Here is a 21,794-nt window from a genome sequence, read left to right on the forward strand (position 1 = left end):
TTCAGTCGCATACTCATCCTTCGCCTCCTCCAGACTTGGTGAATACGCCAACGCGTCTGGCGGGTCAGTCTAGCGCGACGGTATCGCTCATCTCAAGTCGCCATCAAGGTTGACGCAGCGGAAACCATTGTTCGACGCACATGTCCGGAACCGCGGCTTCATTGTCATTGCCGCGCGAATCCGCAGTTCCTAGACTCGCTGCTTCGATCACGCACATCGGCGAAACAGGTGAACAGCATGTCAAAACTTCGATTCAGGATCTCGATGTCGCTGGACGGGTTCGTCGCCGGTCCGAACCAGAGTCTGCAGGAGCCACTCGGCGCCGGCGGCGAGCAACTGCACGAGTGGGTGTTCCCGCTGGAGATCTGGCGGCGTCCGCATGGCATGGATGGCGGCGTGGTGAACGAGAGCACGCCGGTGATGGAGGAAGAGCTTGCCAACATCGGCGCGACCATCATGGGCCGCAACATGTTCGGCGGCGGTCCGGGACCGTGGAGCGAGACGGATCCCTGGAGCGGCTGGTGGGGTCGCAATCCGCCCTTTCATCACCCGGTGTTCGTGCTGACGCACCACGCGCGCGACCCGTTGATCATGGAGGGCGGCACGCGCTTCACCTTCGTGACCGACGGGATCGAGAGTGCGCTGGACCAGGCCCGGCGCGCGGCGGGCGGAAAGGACGTGGCCCTGGCGGGCGGCGCGCGCACTGCACAGCAATACCTGAAGGCCGGCCTGGTCGACGAGATGCAGCTTCACCTCGCGCCGATATTGCTGGGCGGTGGCGAGCGCCTGTTCGACGATGTCGGCGCCCTGCATTCCCTCGCCATCGTGAAAACGGTCGTGGCGCCGAACGTGATTCACCTGAAGTTCGTGAGAAGTCAGAAGCGATCAGAACCGGTACTGCAGCCAAGTCGCCAGGAACTCGCCTGAACGCCCGCCCGCCTGCCGGGTTGCACGGCCTGGCTCGAAGTGGACGTAGCTCGCCGCGACGGTGAGTCGAGGCGTCGCCGACCACTCGATCGTTGCGATCACCTGCTGTCCGATATGGCGGCTCTGCGTTCCCGCCGTCCCTCTGACCGGCGACAGGGGCGGCGCGTAGAACGCGTCGGCCTTCGTCTGCTTCCACAGCGGATTCCAGGCCAGGTTGAGCTCCACGGTCGGCGTCAACGCGAGGGTCAGGTTCGGCTGAAGATCGAGCAGGTTCGACGGAGCCACGAGATTGGCCTCTGAGAAGTAAGGCAGCCTCGGAAAGAGTGCATTGAAGGTGCCGAGACGTCCGTCGCGAAGGTTCCTGTCGCCGCTGAAGGCGTCGGCCTTCAATCCGATCCGCGGCGTCCAGGTCCGATCGGAGAAGGTGTAGCCGGTGTCGGACGACAGCGCCCACGCACGGATGCTCGAGCCGCCGAAGTTGCCGAACTGGAAGATCCCTTCGATGTTCCAGTCGAAGTCGGCGTGGCTTCCGAACAGGCGCGCGCCGACGGTGTGCCGGTGCTCGGTCTCGACGCCCTGCGCAAAGCGGGCATCCCGGCGGTTGAGCCCCAGGTAGTAGAGGTCGGCCTTCAGGCCCGCAACGGCGGGCACATTGGTGGTGGCATAGACGCCCCATAAATCCTGGGCCCGGTCGCGCCCATCATCGAAACGCCCCGTCCGCGGCGCGACCGGCTGGACCGCGAACGCGTCGACCCGCAGATCCTTCGATTCGATCCATGTGACGCGGACACCGTCGAAGGACCGCCGGATGTTCGGGCTGTCCCTGACGCCGACGAGTCGGGACGACCCGAAGCTCATCTGCTGCCGGCCTGCCCGCACCGAGAGCTGTCCTTCGCCCAGGGAAAGCTTCGCCTCGCCGAAGGCCTGGAGCACGTCGAGCGTGTCTTTCTGCGTCGCGGGCGGCGAGCCGCTCCATCCGGGCGCGTGGGCGGCGGCAATCTCCACGAAGGTTCGGAAGCCGGGACCGAAATGGATGTCGGCAAACAGGGAGGCCCGGCTGAGGAAGTAGTCGTTGCGGGGAGGCGATCCGAGCCCGAACACGGGTGCTCGCACGTACTCGTAGCGCTCCCGCAGTTCTCCGCCGAGCGTCGCATACCAGGATCCCGAGTCGTTCAGCGGTATCCACTTGAGAGGGTCCAGGAAGTCCGTGCGCAGGGCCGGATCGCGCAGGGGGGACCAGTCCTCGTCGAAGCGGAGGCTCTTCAAGGCCGGCCGGTCGACGCTGCCTTGGGCCATCGCCATTGGATTCGCGCAGAGCAGCGAGATCCACAGCAGAGCGCTGCGATGCAGGCGCTTGCAGGTCGGCCGGTGGTGCGCTCGCCGCGAGTTCATGGGTCGCGATTTTCGCCGGCCGGCCGAAGACCGCAAAGGAGGAGGCCGAAGCCTTGCTGCGCCGTTCGCTCGATCACCCGGCGAAGGCTGCGCCGAGCTTCACGCCCGGCACGTCCAGCTCCGTGCGCAGGATCGTGCCGGAGGTGGATTCCGTGCAGTAGAGCACCGTGCGCCCGGGGCCGCCATACGCAAGATTGGTCAGGGACTGTCCTTCGGTGCTTCGGAGCACGATCACGGGCTCCGCCCGGTGATTCAACACCCACACATACCCGAGGCCCGGATTCGCGATGAGCAACCGGCCGTCCTCGTCCATGGCGAGGCCGTCGGGCCCGCTCGGTCCGTACGAAGTGAAGAACTGCCCCACCTTCGCCACGCTGCCATCCGGCATCAGCGGCGCCCGCCACACGCAGTTGCCCCGGGTGGCGGCGACGAAGAGGACGCGCTGGTCCGCAGACAGCACGACCCCGTTCGGGCTCGGGACGTTGTTCAGGAGAAGGTCGAGGCGTCCATCCGGCGTCAGCCGGTAGACACGCCCCGTGGGTTCGTGCATTCCGCTCTGGCCCTGGTCCGTGAAGTAGAGATTGCCGCGTGAATCGAAAACCAGGTCGTTCACGCCCCGGAAGCGCTCGCTGTTGCGCCGCTCGAGGTAGGGCCTGATCTCGCCGCTGGACACATCGAGCGCCATCAGACCGTTCTTGTAGTCGGTGACGACCAGCGTGCGCTCATCGGCGAACTTCATGCCGTTGGGTTCGCCATCGAACTCGGCCACCAGTTCCCAACGGCCGGCGGGGTCGATCCGGAAGATCCTGCCCCACGGAATGTCGGTCACGTAGAGATTGCCGGCGGTGTCGAAGACCGGCCCCTCGAGGAAGGAATCGACGGGCGCTCCGCCCCGGTTCGCATCGGCCCAGGCGCTGCGCTGGCCAGTTCGCCGCCAGCGCTCGGGCATGCGCGTGAAGACTTCGAGATCGCGCACTTCGGGCGGGTGCAGCAGCAACATGGTCTCTCCTGGTGATTCGGCGTGCAGGCCTGGGCGGCCCGCGGCTCCGGCTATTGCCTCTCGACCTTCGCGGCCGCAGCCACCTTGCTCCACAACTGGGTGTTGTCACGCAGCATCCTGGCGAATGCATCGCCCGACACGACCGAAGGCACCGAACCCAGTTCGGCGGAAAACTTCTGCACGTCCGGGCTCGCCATGGCCGCCGCGATCTCCTTCTGCAGCCGTTGCATCACGGGCGCCGGCGTTCCCTTCGGCGCCCACAGGCCGGTGAAGTTGATGACGCCATAGTCTTTGATCCCGGCCTCGGCGAAGGTGGGCACGTCCGGCAATGCCGCCAGACGCTTGTCGCCGCTGATGCCCAGCAGGCGCACCTTGCCGCCCTTCACCTGGCCCATCACGCCGGGCGTCGACGCGATCTGGAAGTCGATGGTGCCGGACAGGAGGGCCAGCGTCGCCTCGCCTGCGCCCTTGAACGGAACGTGCGTGACGTCGATCCGCGCTGCGATGGCCAAGGCCTCGGTGGAAAAGTGCGGCGTGGTGCCGGCGCCGCCGGTGCCGTAGTTGAGCTTGCCGGGATTCGACCTGGCGTAGCCGACGAGGTCCGACAGCGTCTTGAACCTGGAATCGGCGCCAACCACGAGCGCCATCGGCGCAAAGTTGAAGGCGGAGACCGGGACCAGGTCGTGCTCGTGATCGAAGGGGAGCTTGTTGAAGACGTGCGGCAGGATCGAGTAGGTCGTGTCGTTCGCCATCAGCGTGTAGCCGTCCGGCGCGGCCTTGGCGACCTGCTGCGCACCGATGGTGCCCGTCGCACCGGCCTTGTTCTCGACAAAGAAACTCTGCCCGGTCTGCTCCGTGAGCTTCTGGGCGACGCGCCGCGTCACCTGGTCCACGGCACCGCCCGGCGGATACGGCACGACGACGCGAACGGGCTTCGATGGATAGGCGCCCTGCGCGAACGCGGCACCTGCGGCACCCGCACAGATCGCCGCTGTTCCGAGGACGACGACGGCCCTCTTCGAAATGGTCATTTAATGTCTCCTGCGTATGTTCTGAAAGTCAGGCCGGCGCCCGCTGTTTCGCCAGCACCGCGAGTGCGTTCCTCGCTGCGGCGACCCCCATGTTCACATAGGCATCGCTGGTCACGCCGCCGATGTGCGGGCTCAGCACGAATCCCTTTTCGCCCTGGAAGGGATGCCCGGCCACCATCGGCTCGACGGCGAAACTGTCCAGGCCGGCGGACATCACCTGGCCCGACCGCACGGCCGCGAGCAGCGCATCTTCATCGATCAAGCCGCCGCGGGCGGTGTTGACCAGGATCACGCCGCGCCTTGTCTCGGAAAGCGTCTGCGCGTTCACCATCTGGCGGTTGCCCTCGGTCAGCGGGCAATGCAAGGAGATCACGTCGGACTCGCGCCAGATGTCCGGCATCTCCACCTTTTCCACGTAGTCCGGCAGGTCTTTCGCGAAGGGATCGAAACCGATCACCCGCATGCCGAGTGCATCGGCCATCCTGGCAAAGCGCAGGCCGATGGCGCCGAGGCCGACCAGGCCGACCGTCCGCCCGTTCAATTCCAGGCTCTTGTGCGTCGCCTTGTCCCAGTGCCCGCCGTGCATGCGCGCGTCGAGAGAAACGACCGACTTCGCACATGCCAGCATCAATGCGAGCGCCTGTTCCGCAACGGCCGCTGCGTTGGCTCCCGCTGCGGCGACGACTTCGATGTCGCGCTCCTTTGCGGCAAGCTTGTCGATGGTGTCCGTCCCACTGCCGTGCTTCGAGACGACGCGCAAGGCAGGTGCCGCGTCCATCGCGGCGGCCCCAACCTTGCTGTAGCGCACGATGATCGCGACAGGGTTGTGCTCGGCGCAAAGCGCGACGATTCCTTCTTCCGTCGGCGCCTTGCCCGCGAAGACCACCTCGTGGCCGCGAAGAAGCTCGAGCGCCTGCGGCGCCAGGTCCGCGCCGGTGACGAGGATCTTGCTCACAGCGCCTCCCCTTCCTTCAGAACGCCCGCTGCGCGAAGAGCCCCATCGAGCCAGGATGCGGCCGTGTTGCCTTCCTTGATCGCCGCGATGCGCTTCGCTTCGTCCTGGACCTTCTTGCGCGCCGGGCCGATGAGCGATTCGATCTTCTCGCGCTCGACGACCATGACGCCGTCCCCGTCGCCGATGACGAAGTCGCCGGCGCGCACGGTCACGCCGCCCACGGTCACCGGGTGACCGATGCGGCCGCCGATGTTCTTGGTCGGTCCGTTGGGGTTGGTGCCGACGGAGAAGACAGGGTAGTCCATCTCGTCGATCTCCAGGCTGTCGCGCACCGCGCCGTCGACCACGACCCCCGCGATACCGCGCTGCCGGCATGCGGTCATCATGATCGTGCCCATGAGCGCCGAGGTCTGGTCCGCCTTGCCGTCGATGACGAGGACGTCGCCGGGCTTGGCCAGCGCGATCGCGGCATGGATCATGAGGTTGTCGCCGGGCCGCACTTCGACGGTCAAGGCTGGGCCGGCGAGCTTCATGCGGGGACGCAGCGGCTTGATCCGGCCATGCAATGCGCCGCGGCGGCCTGCCACGTCGGCAAGGATCGCGGGCTGGAATTCACAGGCCTGCTTGACGATGTCGGCAGGAACGCGCTCGAAGTCGCGAATGATTTCGGGAAGCTGATCGCTCATGGTGGTGTGTCTTTCAATGGAAGGAGTGGGAGGCGGGGCACGGCTGCGCCCCGTCGTGTCGTGCCTACGCTGACGACTGGCGTTTCCGGACGGGCCGGCAATGCGGGGTGTGGGTCAGTCGACCTTGGCGCCGGAGTCCTTGACGACCTTGCCCCAGCGCACGATGTCGTCCTGGATCAGCTTGCCGAACTGCTCGGGCGTGCCGCCGAGCACATCCGCGCCCTGCCCTTCGAGCTTCTTCTTGACTTCGGCATCCTGCAGGGCCTTGTTGAAGGCGCTGTTGAGTTTGACCACGGCGTCCTTCGGCATGGCAGCCGGGCCTGCGATCCCGAACCACGTCACCGCCTCGAAGCCCTTGTAGCCGGACTCCGCGATCGTGGGAACCGTCGGCAGGTCGTTGACGCGCTTGTCCGAGGTGACCGCGATCGCCCTCATCTTGCCGTTGCGGATGTGCCCGATGAGGGTCGGGATGGACGACATGTACAGCTGGATCTGTCCGCCGATCAGGTCGGTCACGCCTTGCGCCGCGCCCTTGTAGGGCACATGCGTGAACTTGACGCCAGCGACCTTCTGGAACTGCTCGACGGCCAGGTGGGCCACCGTGCCGCTGCCGGAGCTCGCGTAGTTGATCGCCTCCGGCCTGGCCTTGCCGGCCGCGATCACGTCGGCCAGGGTCTTGTAGGGGGAGTCCGCGGCGACGACGAGAACGAGGGGCGAGCTCGCGACCAGGCCGACCGGCGCCAGGTCCTTCTGCGGGTTGTAGGGCAGCTTGGTGTACAGCGTCGGATTGATCGCCAGGTTGCTGGTCTGCCCCAGCACGATCGTGTAGCCATCCGGCGCCGCCTTGGCCGCGGCATCGACGCCGAGGTTGCCGCCCGAGCCGGGCTTGTTGTCCACCACCAGCGTCCAGCCCTGCTGCGTAGCCACCTTGTTCGCCACTTCGCGGGCGATGATGTCGGTTCCGCCGCCGGCGGGGAACGGGACGATGAGCTTGATGGGCCGCGAGGGGTAGGTCTGCGCGAAGGCGCCGCAGGACGCGAGCGAGATCGCGACGAGCGCGGCGCGGCGGGAAATGGCGAAGTGCGAGAGGGGCAAGGTTGTCTCCGATATGTGGTGCAGGAACCGCCTGTTGCAGGCTTGGACGAACTCTAGGTTGTCGTTCCATTCCATACAATGGTGGTCCATTGTGTGAACCACGAACCATGCTACGGACCAAGACCACCCGAACAGGAATCAAGGAGCCGGACACACCGGCCGGCAGCGACGAACCCGCCGGAGGCGTCACCGCCGTCACGCGTGCCCTTCAGTTGCTCGAAGCATTCGGCATGCAGGACCAGCGTCTATCGCTCGCGGAGCTGACGCGCCGAAGCGGCATGCACAAGACAACCGCATTGCGGCTCCTGCGCACGCTCGCCCACAGCGGCTATGTGGTGCAGCGGGAAGACGGCGAGTGGCGACTCGGCCCGGCTGCGGGTTGGCTCGGAGCACGCTACCAGGCCGCGTTCGACGTGAACAACGTGGTCGAGCCGATGCTGCGCGAGCTGACGCAGGCAACGGGAGAGAGCGCGGCCTTCTACGTGCGGGAAGGGAACATCCGCACCTGCCTCATGCGTGTCGAAGGCCCTCAGCCCATCCGGCACCACGCGCGGATGGGCTCGGCCTTGCCGCTCGACAAGGGCTCGCCGGGAAGGGTGATCCTCGCTTTCTCAGGCGAGCCCGGCGCCCTGTACGAGGAGATCAGGCAACGCGGCTACCACTTCTCCATCGGAGAAAGGGAAAAGGGTGTCGCAACGGTGTCCGCACCGGTGTTCGGCCTGAACTGGCGGCTTCTGGGTTCGGTATGCATCTCCGGGCCGGCGGATCGGCTGCCGAAAAACAAGTTGCTCCGGCACGCGAAGACGATCATCAAGGCGGCCAATCAACTGTCCTACGCGCTCGCAGGAAGCTCCACGCCGCAGACGCCGAAGGTGGTTTCCGCCTGGCATCCGTAGCCGGTCTCTCCTTCGCTCAATGCCCGATTCTTCCGTTCAAGTTCAACAGAACGTGCACAAGAAGGCGCCGGAACGCGAAATCGCCTACACTCAGGGTATCGACTGCGGCGTGCTCGTTGCCTCAGTCCTTGATTGACACCGCGCGGCAGTCGCTGGCCGCAGAGGTTTTCGGTCCAGGCAGTTTTGTTTCATGCCGGCCGAACGTCACATCCTCCTCGGCGAGCTTCATCGTTGGTCCGTTCTTCAGGAATAGCACGCGGACCGTCCCCCCTTCTTTCATGGATTCAACCCTTGCGCCAGGCTGGCCTTCGGCCAACGCTCGCGCGTACTTCGGTCCGCCACATGGCGGCCACGACTTCGACACATGCAGACATCACAAGCCCACGAGGTGGGCAAATACCTCGTCACACCGATGACAAGACTCACCGACACCGGTCAATACGCGGCTTCGGTCTCCGTTCGGCGCGGAATGCACGACCGCGTCTTCCGGCTCGTCCAGCGCTTCGACAGCGCTGCCCGCGCCGCGCGCTACGCGCTGGCTCAGGGACGCCATATCGTCCTGAACAACCAACTGGCATAGGGGCGTCTCTCGACCTCCGACAATTCCGGGTCCATGGGGGATTCGGGAAGCACTCAAGAAAGCAAATCATGGAAAACAAACTCTACGTCGGCAATCTCTCCTACTCGATGCGGGACGACACGCTGCAGCGGCAATTCGAAGCTTTTGGCCATGTCTCGTCGGCCAAGGTCATGATGGAGCGCGACTCGGGACGCTCCAAGGGCTTCGGCTTCGTCGAGATGAGCTCGACTGCCGAAGCGCAAGCGGCCATCCAGGGACTCAATGGCAAGGAAGTCGATGGCCGCGCCCTGATCGTCAACGTCGCTCGCCCCATGGAGCCGCGCAGTGGCGGCTTCGGCGGTGGGGATCGTCACGGCGGCGGTGGCGGCTATCGCAGTGGCGGGAACCGCGGCGGCTACTGATCTGCGCTGCGCTCGGTGGGGGCGGGCGGCCTGCCCTCGTCCTCCCTGAGCGCCAACTTCAACTTTCGATCGCGCCCCGCGCGATCAGTGCCTGTCGAACTGAGGTTTGGCCAGGCCCGCGATCAGCTGCCGGCAGATGTTCCGCCCTGTCGTCGTCACGCGCAGCTTGCCGCCGTCCCATTCCAGCCACGCGAGATCGACATAGTCGTCGATGGCCTCATCGCCGACTTCACCCGCCTTGTTCCGATCGAGCAGATCGGCAGCGTCCAGCAGTGCGGCGCGCAGTTCTTCGCGGCGGGTGTCGGTGATGGGGATGGCGGCCATGGGCTGCTCCGATGGGAAAAGACCTTCACCTTAGCACTCACCGTGCTGGCGTGCCCTGATCTTGTCTCGCGACCTTTCCACGAGAAGAGGCGCACAATGGTCTTTCGATCTACTGTCCAAGGAGGAGCTATGCCGATGCATCTGCTCCACATCATTCGCTTGAGCAAGCTGCCTCTTTGCGTCACTGACTTGGAAGACATCGAGAAGATTGCGGCCCTGCTCGAAGCGCGGCTCATCACAGCCACGCTGCCAAGGTGGCGAGAGAATTGCCGAGCCACCTGGGCGACCGTGCACTCGGTCACGCCTCTGGGCCTGCGGGAGCTCGGGCGTCTGCAGCCATTCCATGCGGCGAATTCAGATCTCTGAGGGATCTCGCTCCAAGGCGCCAAAACAGGCGCGCACACGCATCGAAGCCGCTGCACGCACCCCTGCAACCGCCAGCCAGCGCCAGACGCTTGCCATGGCGCGTACCCGGATGCCGTGCTGCCATTCAGGCATTGCCGTGGTGGCAGCACGCGGCCTCCGCCGACGCCGCCTTCGCGGGCGACGGCTCGTACCGGTCGTGGTGGCGCACCCACTCCATCTTGTTGTCCACGTCACGCTCGCCGCGGCCCTGGGGCATGAGGTCCAGCATGTTGTAGGTGCCCATCATCACTTCGACGCCGCGTCCATAGGTCGAGTAGGTCCGGAAGACCTGGCCCGTGTCGTCCTTGCAGAACGCGCTGATGCCGGGCCATTCCTCCGATGCGAAGGGCCAGCCGCCGAAGTTGTAGTCGATCTTTCCGGTGGCCACTTCCTCCGGCGTGAAGCTCACGCGGAAGTCGTAGTTGAAGTCAGTGCCGAATGAGGACACCCACCTGAACTTCCAGCCCATGCGCTGGCGAAAGCGCTCGATCTCCGCCAGCGGCGCGCGCGAGACGGCCACGAACGTCACGTCGCGCTGCGCGAGGTGCACGGTCATGCCGTCGGTGTGATCGGCCATGTAGGAGCAGCTCGGGCAACCCTGCTCCCACCCCGGCGCCAGCATGAAGTGCTGCACCAGCAGTTGACTGCGGCCATCGAACAGCTCGGCGAGCCGGCGCGGGCCTTCGAGCGTGTCGAAGACGTAGTCCTTCTCGACGCGCACCCACGGCAGCGCGCGGCGCTCGCGGGCGATGCGATCGCGCAGGTGGGTCAGCTCCTTTTCATGGACCAGCAGCGCCCTGCGCTCGGCCAGCCATTGATCCATGGACACGACGGCATGGTTTGCCTTACCCGCTTCGGATTGGACGGTATTCATGAGTTTGCTCCTTGATTCGAAAAAAGGTCCGGATGCCACCGCGATCACGACAGGGCGGCCTTGGGGCGCCGCACGGCGCGGACCTTGCCGCTCGGACCGCCGCCGCAATAGAAGAGCCCGGCCCCGTCGGACTCGAGCCCACTGACGCCGGTGCCGGCCGGCATCTCCACCCGATCGAGTACGGCGCCGCTGTGCGGATCGATGCGGCGGATCTCGCTCTCGTCGCCCTCCCAGGTGCCATGCCACAACTCGCCATCGACCCAGGTCACACCGGTCACGAAGCGATTGGACTCGATGGTGCGGATGACCTTCCCCGTTTCGGGATCGATCTGGTGGATCTTGCGTTCCCGGTACTGTCCCACCCACAGGCTGCCTTCGGCCCAGGCGAGTCCCGAGTCGCCTCCCTGGCCGGGCGCCGGGATCGACGCCAACACCTGTCCGGTCGAAGGATCGATCTTGTCGATGCGCGCCTCGGCGATCTGGTAGAGGTACTTGCCGTCGAAGGCGGTGCCTGCATCGCCAGCGCAGGCCAGCGTGCGCGTCGGCTCGCCGCTGGCCGGGTCGAAGGCGACCAGCGTGGCGCCGGTGGCGGCCCAGACGTTGCGACCGTCATGGGTGACGCCGTGGACGCGATCGGCGCCGGCAAAAGGTCCGTACTCGCGCACGATCTCGGCCGCGTGCGAGCGGGCCCGGGTTCTGTTCCTGACTGTCATCGATCTGCTCCTTTCGGCGCGCGGGCATCGGCGCCGTCAGGACTAATCTACTCAAGCGAGAGCGCGGCGGGGAGTAACAAGATCGTCGTGAATCCGGCCAGCGGCGGGGACAACCAGCGCTGCGCGCGCGCCCGCCCGGTGGAGCACACCCGCCCCTGCGCCTCCAGCTCGACCAGCGCACGCTGGACGGTGCGCTGGCTAGCCCCCACGGCCAGCGCCAGCGCCGAGGTCGACCACGCCGCGCCGTCGGACAGCAGCGCCACCAGCGAGGCCTGGTCGCCGTCGATGGGTGGCGCCAGCACGACCACATCGCGCCCCTCCTGAGGCCGCAGCACGAAGCCGCGCGCGGTGGCCTCGATCTGCGCCAGCCCGGTCACGAGCGCGCGCAGCCGGCCGATCTCGACCCGCAGGCGGGCCCGGTGCGTCTCGTCGGGGCGCTGGGTCCGAAAGGCCTGCGCGATCAGCGCTTCGCGCTCGACGTCGCCGGGCCAGGCCGCAGCCAGCGCGTGCATCAGGGAAAACAGCAGCGGCCGGCGCGCCAGCGGCCGCCACGCATCGCCCGCGCGAAGGCCGCGGCGGCAGGCATCGACCACCAGCGCGCCGGAATCGAGCAATGCCGCAACCTGGTCGAGCCGCAACGCCTGCTCGCCGCCGTCGATGAGGCGCCGCGCGGCAGGACGATCGAGCGCGGCCTGCGCCTCCGATACCTCGGCGCGCAACGCTGGCACGCCCGCGCGATCGGCTGCCTCGTGCGCGCGGGCCAGCGCATGGCGCGCCGCATCGGTGTGCAGCGAACGCAGCGACAGCTCCGCCGCGGCCAGCTCGGCCACCGCCGCCAGCGCAGGCGGCAGGCCGCGCGCATCGAGGCCTGCCAGCGCGGCCGCGGCTTCTTCCAGGCGGCCGAGCAGCAGCAGCCGGCGCGCCGCGATCAATCGGGCCTGGCATGCATTGGTGTCGTCGCCGCGCGCCTCCAGCGTGGCGGTGGCCGCCGCCAGCGGACGCGGCGAGCCGCCGATGTCGCGCATGGCCAGCGCCACCTCGGCTTCGGCCACGACGCAGCGGGCGCGCGCCAGCTCCTCGTGCGCTCCGAATCCGCGCGCGGCACGCCGCAGCAGCTCGCGGGCGCGTGGATGCTCACCCAGCTGGGCCATCGCGATGCCGCGCAGCGCCAGCGCCGGCGGGTCCTCGCGCAGGGCGACCCGCTTGAGGGCGCCGAGCATGTCGCCGGCAGCCAGGGCGCGGGCGGAGGCGGCGATGAGGGAGTCCATGGCGACAGGCTAACCCGATGGCACGGCATTGGATAGGATGGAGGGCAGTCGTTGAGGAGCCACGATGACCGACGCACTCGCCTCCATCCTGAAGGACTGCGAATCGCGGTCCGCGCAACCTGATGCACTGAAGCTCGCCTTCGCCTACGAATGCGTCGAACGCGTCCGCCACCTGCTCGAGGACGAAGCCGTGGTTCGTTGCCTCGACACGCTGCGCGCCTACATCGATGGGAAAGTCGATCGAGGCGCGCTCGATCGGGCCGCCTCCGAGGCGGCCGACCTGGCCAATCGGCACCAGGGCTCCCGCTCGCTGGACGGCGTCGGCCACGCGGCCGTCTCGGCAAGCTACGCGGTGGCCAATGCCTTGGCCGGCCGGGTCGTTCAGGCCGCAGACTACGCAGCGTATGCGGCTGTCTACGGTGGCGGCGGCTACGGAGCCGTCAGCGATCCCGAGTCCTTCGCGCCGGAGAAGTCCTGGCAACTCGCCAGGCTGCAGGCGCTGGCGAACGCCATTGAACGGGCCGAAGGTCACTGAGCCAGCACAGAACTCCCATGAAACGGTCACCAGACTTCGGACGATTCGTCCTCAGGGTTGGGAGCGCCATGCTGGCATGCGCCCTGGCTGGCTGCGCAGGCACGGCGCAGCCGGACTATTCGGTCTGCTCGACACAGCCCGGCACCTACGCCTGTCAGATCGAGCAGTACCAGCGCGTCAACGACTGAGGCCGTCGAAGGCGCCGTTGACCCGCGCCGACAACGTCCCCTGAGATCCCGCCCGCGGTGCAAGCCGCGCCCGGACCCGCGGGAAGGGTTGAACCCATTTGCCTTCGTTTGCTGATTCACCGGCCTCTTTGTGCAGCCGGATTTGCGGGTCATCGGCTCTTCATGCACGGAGGTTCATGTGAAGCGCATTCCCCCTCGGCCCGACCTGGGCCATCTGAAGAAGCAGGCCAAGGAGCTGCTGGCCTCGTACCGCACCGGCGACGACGCTCGGCGGCGACTGGAATGCATCGGCGCTGAACCAGGCCGTATTTCGCGGCGACGCCGCCCTCGCCCGCTTCCTGCTCGCGCACGGTTCCAGCTGGACCGAGCAGCACGGCTATGGCGACAACGTGTGCGGCACGTTGTCATGGGCCTCGTGCAACGAGCCCGTGGCGGGCGGCGACTGGCTGGGCTGCGCCGAGGCGCTGGTGGCCCATGGCATGCCGGCTGCGCAACCGGACCCGCAGGACGATGCCACCGTCTTCGTCGAGGGACGCCGCATGGCGTTCCCCGACGAGGTGACCGACTTCCTGCTCGGCGCCGCTGCTACGCCTTCGCGTCGATGATGGCTGCGGCGTCGGACCCGGCGCGCTCGCGCAGGTGCGCGATCAGCGCATCGGCGGCGCGGCCGGCGCCGTCGACGTGGGCGTAGTGCAGCCGTGCCCGGGCCGCGGCCGCGGCATAGGCTGGATCGGCAGTGATCCGCCGGACCGCGGAAGCGACGTTCATCGCATCAGCGTGGCGCGGTCCGATGGCGATCGCCATGCCCTGTCGCATGGCCAACGCCACGTTGAGCTCCTGTTCCGGCTGCAAGGGAAAGCCGATGAAAGGCGTGCCGCCGGCCATCGCCGTCTGCACGCTGCCCTGCCCGCCCATGATCAGCGCGAGCTGGACGCGCGGCATGATCCTGTGGCTCGGCAGGACGCCCTCCACCAGCACCTCGTCGCCCTCGAGATCGCGCAGCGCGTGGATGGTCGCACCGACCAGCACCCGCAGCCCTCCGTCACGCACGCCTTCGACGACGCGCCGGATGAACTCGGGCGTGCTCGACGACAGGCAGACATAGGCCACCGGACGGCCGTCGCGCAGGAAGGCCTCGACCCTCGCGGGAACGGGCATGTCGAGCCGGGCATAGAGCGGACCGACGTAGCGCAGCCGCGTGCCGGCGCGGTAGGCACGCCGGTCCCGGGGCGTCCACGACGTCATGGCGGCGTCGGACACGCCGAGCACTTCGGGAACATCGGTGACCAGGGTCAGGTCGCCCAGCATCAGCGCGGCCAGGCTGGGCACCGGCTCCACGCCCAGCTCGGCCGCGACCTCGTTCAGGAAGGCGACCGGCCCGCGCATGCGGGGCGGCCCCATGTTGGCCATCATCTTCAGGATCGACGCGGGCAGCCAGTCGAGCTGCGGAACGGGCGATTGCGACGGCGCGGGCGCGAGCCCTCGCTCGAAGACCGGCGGCACATAGGAGCCGCCGTGCGAAGCCGCGAGCGGGATGCCGAGCACCCGGGCCGAGAGGAAGGCCGTCAGGGTGAACCCGATCACCACCATGTCGGCGGCGTGCACCCGCAGGAACTCGACTTCGCTGCGCACGCCAGCGCGCACCTCGTCCGCCGACTGGAGGCGCGCGCCGGGCCGGCCCAGCGCGACGATGCCCGCGATGTAGTCCCTGCAGCGCTGCTCGTCCATCAGCGGCTCCAGCAGCGTATAGGGCATGCCGGCTTCATCGAGCACGCGGGTGTAGGGTCCGCCGTGGGTGGCCATGACGATCGGCTCGCCGCGCGCCATCAAGGCCTGGGCGATGGCCAGCATGCGTGAGGTCTCGGAAAGAAATCCGCAATGGGGAAACAGCGCGATCATCGCGTCACCTCGCTGGGCCATCGCCAGCGCGACGGCATTTAGGTAATATATTCCCTATGGACCTTCGTCGTCAAATCCTGAATCTCGGACTGGAGTCCGGCGGCGATGCCGAGCGGGCCGAGCGCGTGCTGCTGTTCCGCCTTCTTCTCGCCAGCGGCATGGAGCTGCGCACGCGCATGGACAGGCTGCTCGCGGACAGCGGTCTCACCACGCAACAGGCGATGGTGCTCCAGGTGCTGCAGGGCCAGCCGGAGCCGCCGACGCTCAAGCAACTGGCCGCCAGCCTGGCAATGAGCCATCAGAATCTCAAGCAGATCGCCCTTGCGCTCGAGCGCAAGGGTTTCGTCGAGATCGCCCCGGACCCGCAGGATGCGCGCGCGCGCCGCCTGCACCTGACCCGGCAGCATCACCGCTTCTGGAAACACCGGAACACGGACGACCATGCAGAGGTCGAGCAATGGACGGCGGCGCTGTCGACGGCCGAGGTGCGCGGCCTCGTGCGCGGACTGGACAAGCTGCATCGTGCCTTGATGCAATCACGAGACGGCGCGACCCCCCCTACATCTTCGCGTCGATGATGTTGAGCTGCTCGCCCAGTGAACGGTAGAGCTGGTACTGCTGCCGCACGAACTCGCGCGTGGCTTCCGGCGGACGGACGAAGGGAATCGAGTACGTCTGCTCGGTCGCGGCAATCCAGGCCGGGTCGGCGGCGATGGTCTTGAGCGCGGCCGCGAGCCGGTCGCGCACCTCGGCCGGCAGCTTGGGAGGCCCGAAGACCGCGCTCCAGCCGACGATGCCTTCCATCTCCGCGTAGCCCAGCTCGCGTGCGGTCGGCACGTCGGGCATGGTGGGCATGCGCTCCGCGCTGGTGACCATCAGGGCACGCAGCGCGCCGCTCTTGACCAGCGAGATGAACGATCCAAGGCTGCCGCAGGCGAATTCCGTCTGGCCCGCGACCAGCGACATCGAGGCCTCGCCGGTCCCCTTGTAGGGGATCTGCGTGGGCGTCTGGTCGGTGAGCTTGAGGATGCGGAACAGCTGGCGCGGCCCCATGTCGTTGGTGGTGAGTACGCCCGCGGTGCCGAAATTCATGGTCTTGCCCTTGGTACGCATGGCGGCGACCAGGTCGTCGAAGGTCTTGTAGGGCGACTTGCCGTTGACGATGCAACCGTAGGGGTTGAGCTCCAGCGTGCCGATGAAGGTGTAGTCGTCCCACTTGTACTTGGTGGTGGTCGGCATGACGGCCGGCAGGATGGCCTGCGAGCCGGTGCGCGCCAGCAGGAGCGTGTAGCCGTCGGGCGGCGAGGCGATGGCCTGGGCCGAGCCGATCACGCCGCTGGCACCGGTCTTGTTCATGACCACCACTGCCTGCCCGAGTGCGCGCTGCGCGGCGGCCGCGAAGTTGCGCGCCGCCAGGTCGGCATCGCCGCCCGCGCTGTAGGGCGCGATGACGGTGATGGGGCGGTTGGGATAGGGGTCTTGCGCGGCGGCGGTGCCGCCGGCCAGCAGCATCGCGGCGGCCGCGATGCCCTGCATGAAGTGCGATGTGAAGCGCATGCGTTGTCTCCTTGTTGTTGAAGTTTCTCGATCGATGGGCGCCGTGCTCAGCCCGCTCTCGGATCGCGCAGCACCATCACGCAGTCGACCGCCAACGGTCCCTCGGGGCCGACCAGCACGGGGTTGAGGTCGAGCTCGGCCAGCCGGTCCTGCTGGGCAGCGGCCCATTGCGACAGGCCGGCCAGCATGCGGGCGATCGCCTGGCGGTCCACCGCGCTCTGGCCGCGCACGCCGTCGAGCAGCGCGCCCATGCGCAGCTCGCCGAGCATGCGCAGGCCCTCGTCGGCGTCGAAGGGCGCGCGGCGGAAGGACACGTCCTTGAGCACCTCCACCAGCACGCCACCGATGCCGACCATCACGACCGTGCCGAACACCAGGTCGCGTTGAACGCCCAGCACCAGCTCCACGTGGCCGCCGGCCATGCCCTGCACCACCACGCCGGAGAGGCGCGCGGCAGGCTGCGCCTCGGCGGCGCGGCGCATCAGCTCGGCGAAGCCCTCGCGCACGGCCGCCTCGTCGTTGCGCTTGAGCAGCACACCGCCGACCTCGGTCTTGTGGGTGATGTCGGGCGACTCGATCTTCAGCGCCACCGGCCCGCCGGCAGTGCGCCACAGGGCGACGGCCTCGTCCGCATCCCGGGCGAGCGTCACCGGCGCCATCGGCACGCCGGCGGCGCGCAACCACTCGGTGGCCTGGACGGTGGGCTGCACGCCCTCGACCAGTCCCTCGGGCAGGCGCGCAGGCAGGGGCAGCGCCTCGGCCGGCACACCGGCGCTTCGTTGGCGGAAGGCGTGCCATCGCACCAGCGCCGCGGCCGCTTCCACCGCGCGCTCGCCGGCGCCGTAGACCACGATGCCGAGCGCGCGCAGGCGCCGCAGCGCCTCCTCGGGCGCGGCCACCCAGCAGACGAGGAAGGGCTTGGTGGTGCGCGCCTGGATCTCGCCGAAGATGCGCACCAGCGTATCGACGTGCGCGGTCATCAGCTGCAGCCAGACGATGCCGACGTGGACCCCCGGGTCCTCCAGCAGCGCCACCACCGATTCGCTCAGCAATTCGGGACGCGCCACGAACTGGCCGGTCACGTCCACCGGATTTCCGAGCGCGCCGAAGGCCGGCATCACCTCGGCGAGACGCGCGCGCGTGGCAGGCGCGAGTTCGGGCACCGCCAGCCCCATCTCCTCGGCGCGGTCGGCCATCATCACGCCGGCGCCGCCGGACTGGGTGGCGATGCCCAGCCCTGGGCCTGCTGCCGCGCGCGGCTGGCTCAGGGCCTCCAGCATGTCGAGCATCTGCTCCTCGTTGCGCGCGCGCAGCACGCCATACTGGCGGATCACCGCGTCGAACACCGCGTCCTCCACCGCGAGCGCGCCGGTGTGCGAGGCGGCGGCACGCACGCCCGAAGCCATGCGCCCGACCTTGGTGAGCACGAGCGGCTTGCCCAATGCCTGGCAGCGTTGCGCCAGCCGCACCAGGGCGGCGCCGTCCTCCAGCCCCTCCAGGTAGCCGGCGGCAACGCGGATGCGCGGGTCTTCCACCACGCTGGACATCAGCTCGCAGAAACCCAGGTCAGCCTCGTTGCCGGTGTTGATGAAGTAGCCGAGCCCGAGGCCGCGCTGCCGCACCAGCGCCGCGATGGCGGTGCCGAAGGCGCCGGACTGGGTAACGAACGCGATCGGGCCGGGGCCGGTCTCGCCGTCGGCGTACTGGCTGAAGGTGGCGTAGACCTGCTCGAAGGCGTTGACGAAGCCCAGGCAATTCGGGCCGCACAGCACCACCCCGCAGTCGCGCGCCCGCTGCGCCAGCGCGTCCTCGAGCGCGCGGCCCTCGGCCCCCATCTCGCCGAAGCCGGAACTGAAGACGACAGCGGCGCGGATGCCGCGGCGCGCAAGCGCCTCGATGGCGGGAATCACCTCCGCGGCCGGCACCGCGACGATCGCGAGGTCGGCCGCCTCGGGCAGCTCCTCGATGCACGGGAAACAGGCCAGTCCCGCGATCTCGCGGTACTTTGGATTGACCGGCAGGATGCGACCGGCATAGCCCTTCTCCAGCAGGTGCTTGAGCGGGCGGCCGTTGATCTTGCCAAGGTCGGCCGAGGCGCCGATCACGGCGATGGAGCGCGGATGGACCAGGTGCCGCACGGCCTCGGCGCGGTCGGTGTTCGAAAGGGTCATGGGCAGCGTGAAGTCGTTCAGTTGGCGAAAGCGGCGATGCCGGTCTGGGCCCGGCCCAGCACCAGCGCGTGGATGTCGTGCGTGCCTTCGAGCGTATTGACTGTCTCGAGGTTCAGCAGGTGGCGGATGACGTGGAACTCGTCGGAGATGCCGTTGCCACCGTGGACATCGCGTGCGCTGCGCGCGATGTCCAGCGCCTTGCCGGCGCAGTTGCGCTTGAGCAGCGACACCATCTCCGGGCTGGCGCGACCCTGGTCGCGCAGGCGGCTCAGGTGCAGGCAGGCATGCAGGCCGAGCGTGATCTCGGTCTGCATGTCGGCCAGCTTCTTCTGCACCAGCTGGTTGGCCGCCAGCGGCCGGCCGAACTGCTTGCGGTCCATCGCGTACTGCCGCGCAGCATGCCAGCAGAACTCGGCCGCGCCCATCGCGCCCCAGCAGATGCCGAAGCGCGCGTTGTTCAGGCAGGCGAAGGGCGCGCCGATGCCGCTGGCACCGGGCAGGCGCTGCGACGCGGGGACGAAGACGTCGTCCATGAGGATCTGGCCCGTGGGCGAGGCACGCACCGAGAACTTGCCCTCGATCTTGCTGGTGGCGAGGCCCTTCATGCCGCGCTCGAGGATGAAGCCGCCGACGCGGCCGTCGTCGTCCTTGGCCCACACGACCATCAGGTCGGCGATGGGCGCATGCGTGATCCAGGTCTTGGTGCCCGACAGCAGGTAGCCGCCGTCGACCTTGCGCGCCCGGCTGTTCATGCTGCCCGGGTCGGACCCATGGTCCGGCTCCGTGAGGCCGAAGCAGCCCAGTTTGTCGGCGCGTGCCATCGCCGGCAGGTAGCGCTCGCGCTGCTCCTGGCTGCCGAAGAGGTAGATCGGCGTCATGCTGAGCGTGGTCTGCACGCCCAGCGCCGAGCGAAAGCAGGTGTCCACCCGCTCGAACTCGCGCGCGATCAGGCCGTAGCCGACGTAGCTGATGCCGGCGCAGCCGAAGCCCTCGATGGTCGCGCCGAGGAAGCCGAGCTCGGCCATCTCGCGCATCACCGCGATGTCGAAGGTCTCGTGGCGGTGCGCCTGGAGGATGCGGGGCATGAGCTGGCCCTGCGCATAGTCGCGCGCGGCGTCGCGGATCATGATCTCCTCGGGCGTCAGGAGGTCGTCGAAGCGCAGCGCGTCCTTCCAGTCGAAGGGCACGTCGCGCATCGCGGCGCGGGCCAGGGTGTGGGCATCGGGCTCGGGGTGCGGCACCTCAGTCCTCCACGCCGCGCAGCGGCCTGAACTTCGGGATGCCGGCCTCGTCCGAGATGGCCTCGAACCAGGCCTCGACGCGCAAGCCGATGCGCAGCGCCTGCGGCGCGCAGCCGGTGAGCTGACCGTACATGCGGGCGCCGTCGTCCAGGTCGATCAGGCACAGCATGACCGGCAGCTCGGCCTGCCAAGCCGGGTGGTTCATCGCGACCGAGCGCGAGACAGTGTGCGAGTACACGGTGCCGGTGGGCCGCGCCTCGGTCCAGGCCAGCTCGCGGCTGCCGCACTCGATGCACCAGGGCTTGGGGTGGAAGTTGAAGGTCGCGCAGCGCCGGCATTTCTGCAGCATCAGCCGGCCCTGCTTCGCACCGGTCCAGAAAGGCCGCGTGAGGTCGGTGATGGCGGGTTGCGGCTTGCCCAGGGAGAGGTCTTCCATGGTTCAGGGCTCCGTTCCGAGAATGAGGGAGATGCAGCTGCGGCCGGGTCGGCCGTAGGGAATGCCGCCGAAGCCGCAGGCGATGCCGATGCGCGCGTCGCGCACCTGCCGGTCGCCGGCCTCGCCGCGCAGCTGCGTGACCGCCTCGACCAGGGGCATGAAGCCGCCGATGGCGCCGCCGGGCTGGCCGCCGGAGAGCTGGCCGCCGTCGGTGGACATCGGGAAGTCGCCGTCGAAGCGCAGGTCGTGCTCCTCGACGAAGCGGCCGCCCTCGCCCTTGCGGCAGAAGCCGTGGTCCTCGATGGTCATCATCGCGATGAAGGGGTAGTCGTCATAGGGCTGCAGGAAGTCGATGTCCTCGTGCCGCACGCCGGCGCGCTGCATCGCGAGCGGCGCGGCCACCGCGTAGCCGGTGGTGGTGATGTCCGGCAGCGCGCGCGAGCCGTGGTAGTAGTTGTTGGCCTCGCCCGCGCCCAGCAGGTAGACCGGGCGGTCGGTGAGCGTGCGGGCCGTCTCGGCCGAGGTCACGATGTAGGCGAGGCCGCCGTTGACGATGGGCACGCAGTCCAGCAGACGGATCGGATCGGACAGCACGCGGGAATTCATGTAGTCGTCCAGCGTGAAGGGCTGGCGGTAGATCGCGCCGGGATGCAGCGACGCGTGGAAGCGGTTGGTGACCGCGATCTTGCCAAGCTGCTCGTCCTTCAGCGCGTACTGGTGCCGGTAGCGCGTCTGCACAAGCGCGAACTGCGCGCTCGCGCCCATCACGCCGAAGGGCCCCTGGAAGTCCCAATACACGCCGCGCGTACGCTCCGGCGACAGCGGCAGGCCGGGCGCCAGCGAGGGGATGTCCAGCGGCGTGTCGGCGCCGACCACCAGCACTCGATCGACGATGCCGGCGCGGATCATCGCGGCCGCGCGGATCAGCAGCGAGGCCGCCGACGCACCGCCTTGGTCGCCGCGCAGCAGCACCTGCGGGCTGATGCCCAGGTTCTCGGCGGTGGCGGCCGACCAGTTGACCGTGTGGGCCACCTCGGCATGCGAGACGCCCAGGCCTTGGCCGTCGAAGTCGTTCTTGGACATGCCGGCCTTCTGCAGGGCCAGGTCGGCCGCCCAGGCGATGTATTCGTCCACGGTGAGCACCGGCTCGCCCGGCTTGGCCCGGCTGTAGGGCGTTCGCCCGTAGCCGACGATGGCGACGTCTGCACGCATGAAGCTTG

24 protein-coding genes are annotated in these 21,794 nt (G+C 68.2%); 8 read left to right on the forward strand and 16 right to left on the reverse strand.

Going from position 1 to position 21,794, the window contains the following annotated elements:
- Positions 1-237 precede the first annotated feature (237 nt).
- Positions 238-927 carry a dihydrofolate reductase family protein gene (locus tag A8M77_RS29820; protein WP_086925131.1) on the forward strand — a complete coding sequence of 230 codons (690 nt, stop codon included), beginning with the start codon at positions 238-240 and terminating at the stop codon, positions 925-927.
- Here A8M77_RS29820 and A8M77_RS29825 read toward each other — a convergent pair.
- The 6 genes from A8M77_RS29825 to A8M77_RS29850 all read right to left on the reverse strand — a co-directional run bounded on the left by A8M77_RS29825 (position 886) and on the right by A8M77_RS29850 (position 7,086).
- Positions 886-2,319 carry an alginate export family protein gene (locus A8M77_RS29825; RefSeq protein ID WP_086925091.1) on the reverse strand — a complete coding sequence of 478 codons (1,434 nt, stop codon included), beginning with the start codon at positions 2,317-2,319 and terminating at the stop codon, positions 886-888. The two genes, A8M77_RS29820 and A8M77_RS29825, sit on opposite strands and share 42 nt — an antisense overlap.
- A gap of 73 nt (positions 2,320-2,392) precedes the next feature.
- Positions 2,393-3,319, reverse strand: a complete 927-nt coding sequence (locus A8M77_RS29830; RefSeq protein WP_086925092.1) for an SMP-30/gluconolactonase/LRE family protein — start codon at positions 3,317-3,319, stop codon at positions 2,393-2,395.
- A 50-nt stretch (positions 3,320-3,369) separates the two neighbouring features.
- Positions 3,370-4,350, reverse strand: a complete 981-nt coding sequence (locus A8M77_RS29835) for a Bug family tripartite tricarboxylate transporter substrate binding protein (RefSeq protein ID WP_086925093.1) — start codon at positions 4,348-4,350, stop codon at positions 3,370-3,372.
- 28 nt (positions 4,351-4,378) lie between these two features.
- On the reverse strand, positions 4,379-5,305 hold the full coding sequence (locus A8M77_RS29840; protein ID WP_086925094.1) for an NAD(P)-dependent oxidoreductase: 927 nt from the start codon (positions 5,303-5,305) through the stop codon (positions 4,379-4,381).
- Complete coding sequence (locus tag A8M77_RS29845) at positions 5,302-5,991, reverse strand: RraA family protein (RefSeq protein ID WP_086925095.1); 690 nt, start codon at positions 5,989-5,991, stop codon at positions 5,302-5,304. Before A8M77_RS29845 ends, A8M77_RS29840 begins: the two co-directional genes overlap by 4 nt.
- A 114-nt stretch (positions 5,992-6,105) precedes the next feature.
- The gene (locus tag A8M77_RS29850) at positions 6,106-7,086 is read right to left on the reverse strand and encodes a Bug family tripartite tricarboxylate transporter substrate binding protein (protein ID WP_443273029.1); all 981 of its coding nucleotides are present in this window, start codon (positions 7,084-7,086) and stop codon (positions 6,106-6,108) included.
- 107 nt (positions 7,087-7,193) lie between these two features.
- Here A8M77_RS29850 and A8M77_RS29855 point away from each other — a divergent pair, with 107 nt between their 5' ends.
- The 3 genes from A8M77_RS29855 (at position 7,194) to A8M77_RS29865 (ending at position 8,963) form a co-directional block, all read left to right on the forward strand.
- Positions 7,194-7,982 (forward strand): IclR family transcriptional regulator, encoded by a 789-nt coding sequence (locus A8M77_RS29855; RefSeq protein ID WP_086925097.1) that lies wholly within the window; start codon positions 7,194-7,196, stop codon positions 7,980-7,982.
- A gap of 364 nt (positions 7,983-8,346) precedes the next feature.
- Positions 8,347-8,562 (forward strand): hypothetical protein, encoded by a 216-nt coding sequence (locus A8M77_RS29860; protein WP_086925098.1) that lies wholly within the window; start codon positions 8,347-8,349, stop codon positions 8,560-8,562.
- 68 nt (positions 8,563-8,630) lie between these two features.
- Entirely contained in the window at positions 8,631-8,963 is a 333-nt protein-coding gene (locus tag A8M77_RS29865; protein WP_086925099.1) for an RNA recognition motif domain-containing protein, read from the forward strand.
- Positions 8,964-9,047: 84 nt separating this feature from the next.
- Here A8M77_RS29865 and A8M77_RS29870 read toward each other — a convergent pair whose 3' ends face one another.
- Positions 9,048-9,287, reverse strand: a complete 240-nt coding sequence (locus tag A8M77_RS29870) for a hypothetical protein (RefSeq protein ID WP_086925100.1) — start codon at positions 9,285-9,287, stop codon at positions 9,048-9,050.
- 135 nt (positions 9,288-9,422) lie between these two features.
- Between A8M77_RS29870 and A8M77_RS29875 the strand changes: the two genes are divergently transcribed.
- Positions 9,423-9,653, forward strand: coding sequence for a hypothetical protein (locus tag A8M77_RS29875; RefSeq protein ID WP_143694802.1), 231 nt, complete (start codon positions 9,423-9,425; stop codon positions 9,651-9,653).
- 124 nt (positions 9,654-9,777) lie between these two features.
- Here the strand turns inward: A8M77_RS29875 and A8M77_RS29880 are convergent, their stop codons facing one another.
- Genes A8M77_RS29880 through A8M77_RS29890 form a run of 3 tightly spaced genes read right to left on the reverse strand, consistent with a single transcriptional unit; the run spans position 9,778 to position 12,547 of the window.
- The gene (locus A8M77_RS29880; RefSeq protein WP_086925102.1) at positions 9,778-10,566 is read right to left on the reverse strand and encodes a DUF899 domain-containing protein; all 789 of its coding nucleotides are present in this window, start codon (positions 10,564-10,566) and stop codon (positions 9,778-9,780) included.
- 44 nt (positions 10,567-10,610) lie between these two features.
- Positions 10,611-11,279, reverse strand: coding sequence for a Vgb family protein (locus tag A8M77_RS29885; protein WP_086925103.1), 669 nt, complete (start codon positions 11,277-11,279; stop codon positions 10,611-10,613).
- Between the two features lie 47 nt (positions 11,280-11,326).
- Complete coding sequence (locus tag A8M77_RS29890) at positions 11,327-12,547, reverse strand: helix-turn-helix domain-containing protein (protein ID WP_086925104.1); 1,221 nt, start codon at positions 12,545-12,547, stop codon at positions 11,327-11,329.
- Between the two features lie 64 nt (positions 12,548-12,611).
- Here A8M77_RS29890 and A8M77_RS29895 point away from each other — a divergent pair, with 64 nt between their 5' ends.
- Positions 12,612-13,082, forward strand: coding sequence for a putative immunity protein (locus A8M77_RS29895; protein WP_086925105.1), 471 nt, complete (start codon positions 12,612-12,614; stop codon positions 13,080-13,082).
- Positions 13,083-13,659: 577 nt separating this feature from the next.
- Positions 13,660-13,875 (forward strand): hypothetical protein, encoded by a 216-nt coding sequence (locus tag A8M77_RS37395; protein WP_202820673.1) that lies wholly within the window; start codon positions 13,660-13,662, stop codon positions 13,873-13,875.
- On the opposite strand, the gene A8M77_RS29905 is transcribed toward A8M77_RS37395, so the two are convergent.
- Positions 13,856-15,121 (reverse strand): nucleotide disphospho-sugar-binding domain-containing protein, encoded by a 1,266-nt coding sequence (locus A8M77_RS29905; protein WP_143694803.1) that lies wholly within the window; start codon positions 15,119-15,121, stop codon positions 13,856-13,858. The genes A8M77_RS37395 and A8M77_RS29905 overlap by 20 nt on opposite strands.
- A gap of 104 nt (positions 15,122-15,225) precedes the next feature.
- Here A8M77_RS29905 and A8M77_RS29910 point away from each other — a divergent pair, with 104 nt between their 5' ends.
- The gene (locus A8M77_RS29910) at positions 15,226-15,747 is read left to right on the forward strand and encodes a MarR family winged helix-turn-helix transcriptional regulator (RefSeq protein WP_086925107.1); all 522 of its coding nucleotides are present in this window, start codon (positions 15,226-15,228) and stop codon (positions 15,745-15,747) included.
- On the opposite strand, the gene A8M77_RS29915 is transcribed toward A8M77_RS29910, so the two are convergent.
- From A8M77_RS29915 to A8M77_RS29935, 5 genes are read right to left on the reverse strand one after another with little or no spacing between them, the layout of a single operon-like run.
- On the reverse strand, positions 15,728-16,726 hold the full coding sequence (locus tag A8M77_RS29915; protein ID WP_158101021.1) for a Bug family tripartite tricarboxylate transporter substrate binding protein: 999 nt from the start codon (positions 16,724-16,726) through the stop codon (positions 15,728-15,730). The two genes, A8M77_RS29910 and A8M77_RS29915, sit on opposite strands and share 20 nt — an antisense overlap.
- Before the next feature lie 47 nt (positions 16,727-16,773).
- Positions 16,774-18,897 carry an acetate--CoA ligase family protein gene (locus A8M77_RS29920; RefSeq protein WP_086925109.1) on the reverse strand — a complete coding sequence of 708 codons (2,124 nt, stop codon included), beginning with the start codon at positions 18,895-18,897 and terminating at the stop codon, positions 16,774-16,776.
- A gap of 17 nt (positions 18,898-18,914) precedes the next feature.
- Positions 18,915-20,093: an acyl-CoA dehydrogenase gene (locus A8M77_RS29925; protein ID WP_086925132.1), complete on the reverse strand. Its 1,179-nt coding sequence runs from the start codon at positions 20,091-20,093 to the stop codon at positions 18,915-18,917.
- A gap of 46 nt (positions 20,094-20,139) precedes the next feature.
- Positions 20,140-20,574 (reverse strand): Zn-ribbon domain-containing OB-fold protein, encoded by a 435-nt coding sequence (locus A8M77_RS29930; RefSeq protein ID WP_086925110.1) that lies wholly within the window; start codon positions 20,572-20,574, stop codon positions 20,140-20,142.
- 3 nt (positions 20,575-20,577) lie between these two features.
- A complete protein-coding gene (locus A8M77_RS29935; protein WP_086925111.1) occupies positions 20,578-21,786 on the reverse strand; it encodes a thiolase family protein in 1,209 nt (402 codons plus the stop codon).
- Positions 21,787-21,794 lie beyond the last annotated feature (8 nt).

The sequence above is a fragment of the Variovorax sp. JS1663 genome, from assembly GCF_002157355.1.
Taxonomy (GTDB): domain Bacteria; phylum Pseudomonadota; class Gammaproteobacteria; order Burkholderiales; family Burkholderiaceae_C; genus Variovorax.

Excerpts from the sequence above, each read along its gene's own strand:
- A8M77_RS29820 (WP_086925131.1), top strand. The coding sequence starts at position 238 with ATGTCAAAACTTCGATTCAGGATCTCGATGTCGCTGGACGGGTTCGTC.
- A8M77_RS29825 (WP_086925091.1), bottom strand. The coding sequence starts at position 2,319 with ATGAACTCGCGGCGAGCGCACCACCGGCCGACCTGCAAGCGCCTGCAT.
- A8M77_RS29830 (WP_086925092.1), bottom strand. The coding sequence starts at position 3,319 with ATGTTGCTGCTGCACCCGCCCGAAGTGCGCGATCTCGAAGTCTTCACG.
- A8M77_RS29835 (WP_086925093.1), bottom strand. The coding sequence starts at position 4,350 with ATGACCATTTCGAAGAGGGCCGTCGTCGTCCTCGGAACAGCGGCGATC.
- A8M77_RS29845 (WP_086925095.1), bottom strand. The coding sequence starts at position 5,991 with ATGAGCGATCAGCTTCCCGAAATCATTCGCGACTTCGAGCGCGTTCCT.
- A8M77_RS29855 (WP_086925097.1), top strand. The coding sequence starts at position 7,194 with ATGCTACGGACCAAGACCACCCGAACAGGAATCAAGGAGCCGGACACA.
- A8M77_RS29860 (WP_086925098.1), top strand. The coding sequence starts at position 8,347 with ATGCAGACATCACAAGCCCACGAGGTGGGCAAATACCTCGTCACACCG.
- A8M77_RS29865 (WP_086925099.1), top strand. The coding sequence starts at position 8,631 with ATGGAAAACAAACTCTACGTCGGCAATCTCTCCTACTCGATGCGGGAC.
- A8M77_RS29870 (WP_086925100.1), bottom strand. The coding sequence starts at position 9,287 with ATGGCCGCCATCCCCATCACCGACACCCGCCGCGAAGAACTGCGCGCC.
- A8M77_RS29875 (WP_143694802.1), top strand. The coding sequence starts at position 9,423 with ATGCATCTGCTCCACATCATTCGCTTGAGCAAGCTGCCTCTTTGCGTC.
- A8M77_RS29880 (WP_086925102.1), bottom strand. The coding sequence starts at position 10,566 with ATGAATACCGTCCAATCCGAAGCGGGTAAGGCAAACCATGCCGTCGTG.
- A8M77_RS29885 (WP_086925103.1), bottom strand. The coding sequence starts at position 11,279 with ATGACAGTCAGGAACAGAACCCGGGCCCGCTCGCACGCGGCCGAGATC.
- A8M77_RS29890 (WP_086925104.1), bottom strand. The coding sequence starts at position 12,547 with ATGGACTCCCTCATCGCCGCCTCCGCCCGCGCCCTGGCTGCCGGCGAC.
- A8M77_RS29895 (WP_086925105.1), top strand. The coding sequence starts at position 12,612 with ATGACCGACGCACTCGCCTCCATCCTGAAGGACTGCGAATCGCGGTCC.
- A8M77_RS29905 (WP_143694803.1), bottom strand. The coding sequence starts at position 15,121 with ATGCTGGCCATCGCCCAGGCCTTGATGGCGCGCGGCGAGCCGATCGTC.
- A8M77_RS29910 (WP_086925107.1), top strand. The coding sequence starts at position 15,226 with ATGGACCTTCGTCGTCAAATCCTGAATCTCGGACTGGAGTCCGGCGGC.
- A8M77_RS29915 (WP_158101021.1), bottom strand. The coding sequence starts at position 16,726 with ATGCGCTTCACATCGCACTTCATGCAGGGCATCGCGGCCGCCGCGATG.
- A8M77_RS29920 (WP_086925109.1), bottom strand. The coding sequence starts at position 18,897 with ATGACCCTTTCGAACACCGACCGCGCCGAGGCCGTGCGGCACCTGGTC.
- A8M77_RS29925 (WP_086925132.1), bottom strand. The coding sequence starts at position 20,093 with ATGCGCGACGTGCCCTTCGACTGGAAGGACGCGCTGCGCTTCGACGAC.
- A8M77_RS29930 (WP_086925110.1), bottom strand. The coding sequence starts at position 20,574 with ATGGAAGACCTCTCCCTGGGCAAGCCGCAACCCGCCATCACCGACCTC.
- A8M77_RS29935 (WP_086925111.1), bottom strand. The coding sequence starts at position 21,786 with ATGCGTGCAGACGTCGCCATCGTCGGCTACGGGCGAACGCCCTACAGC.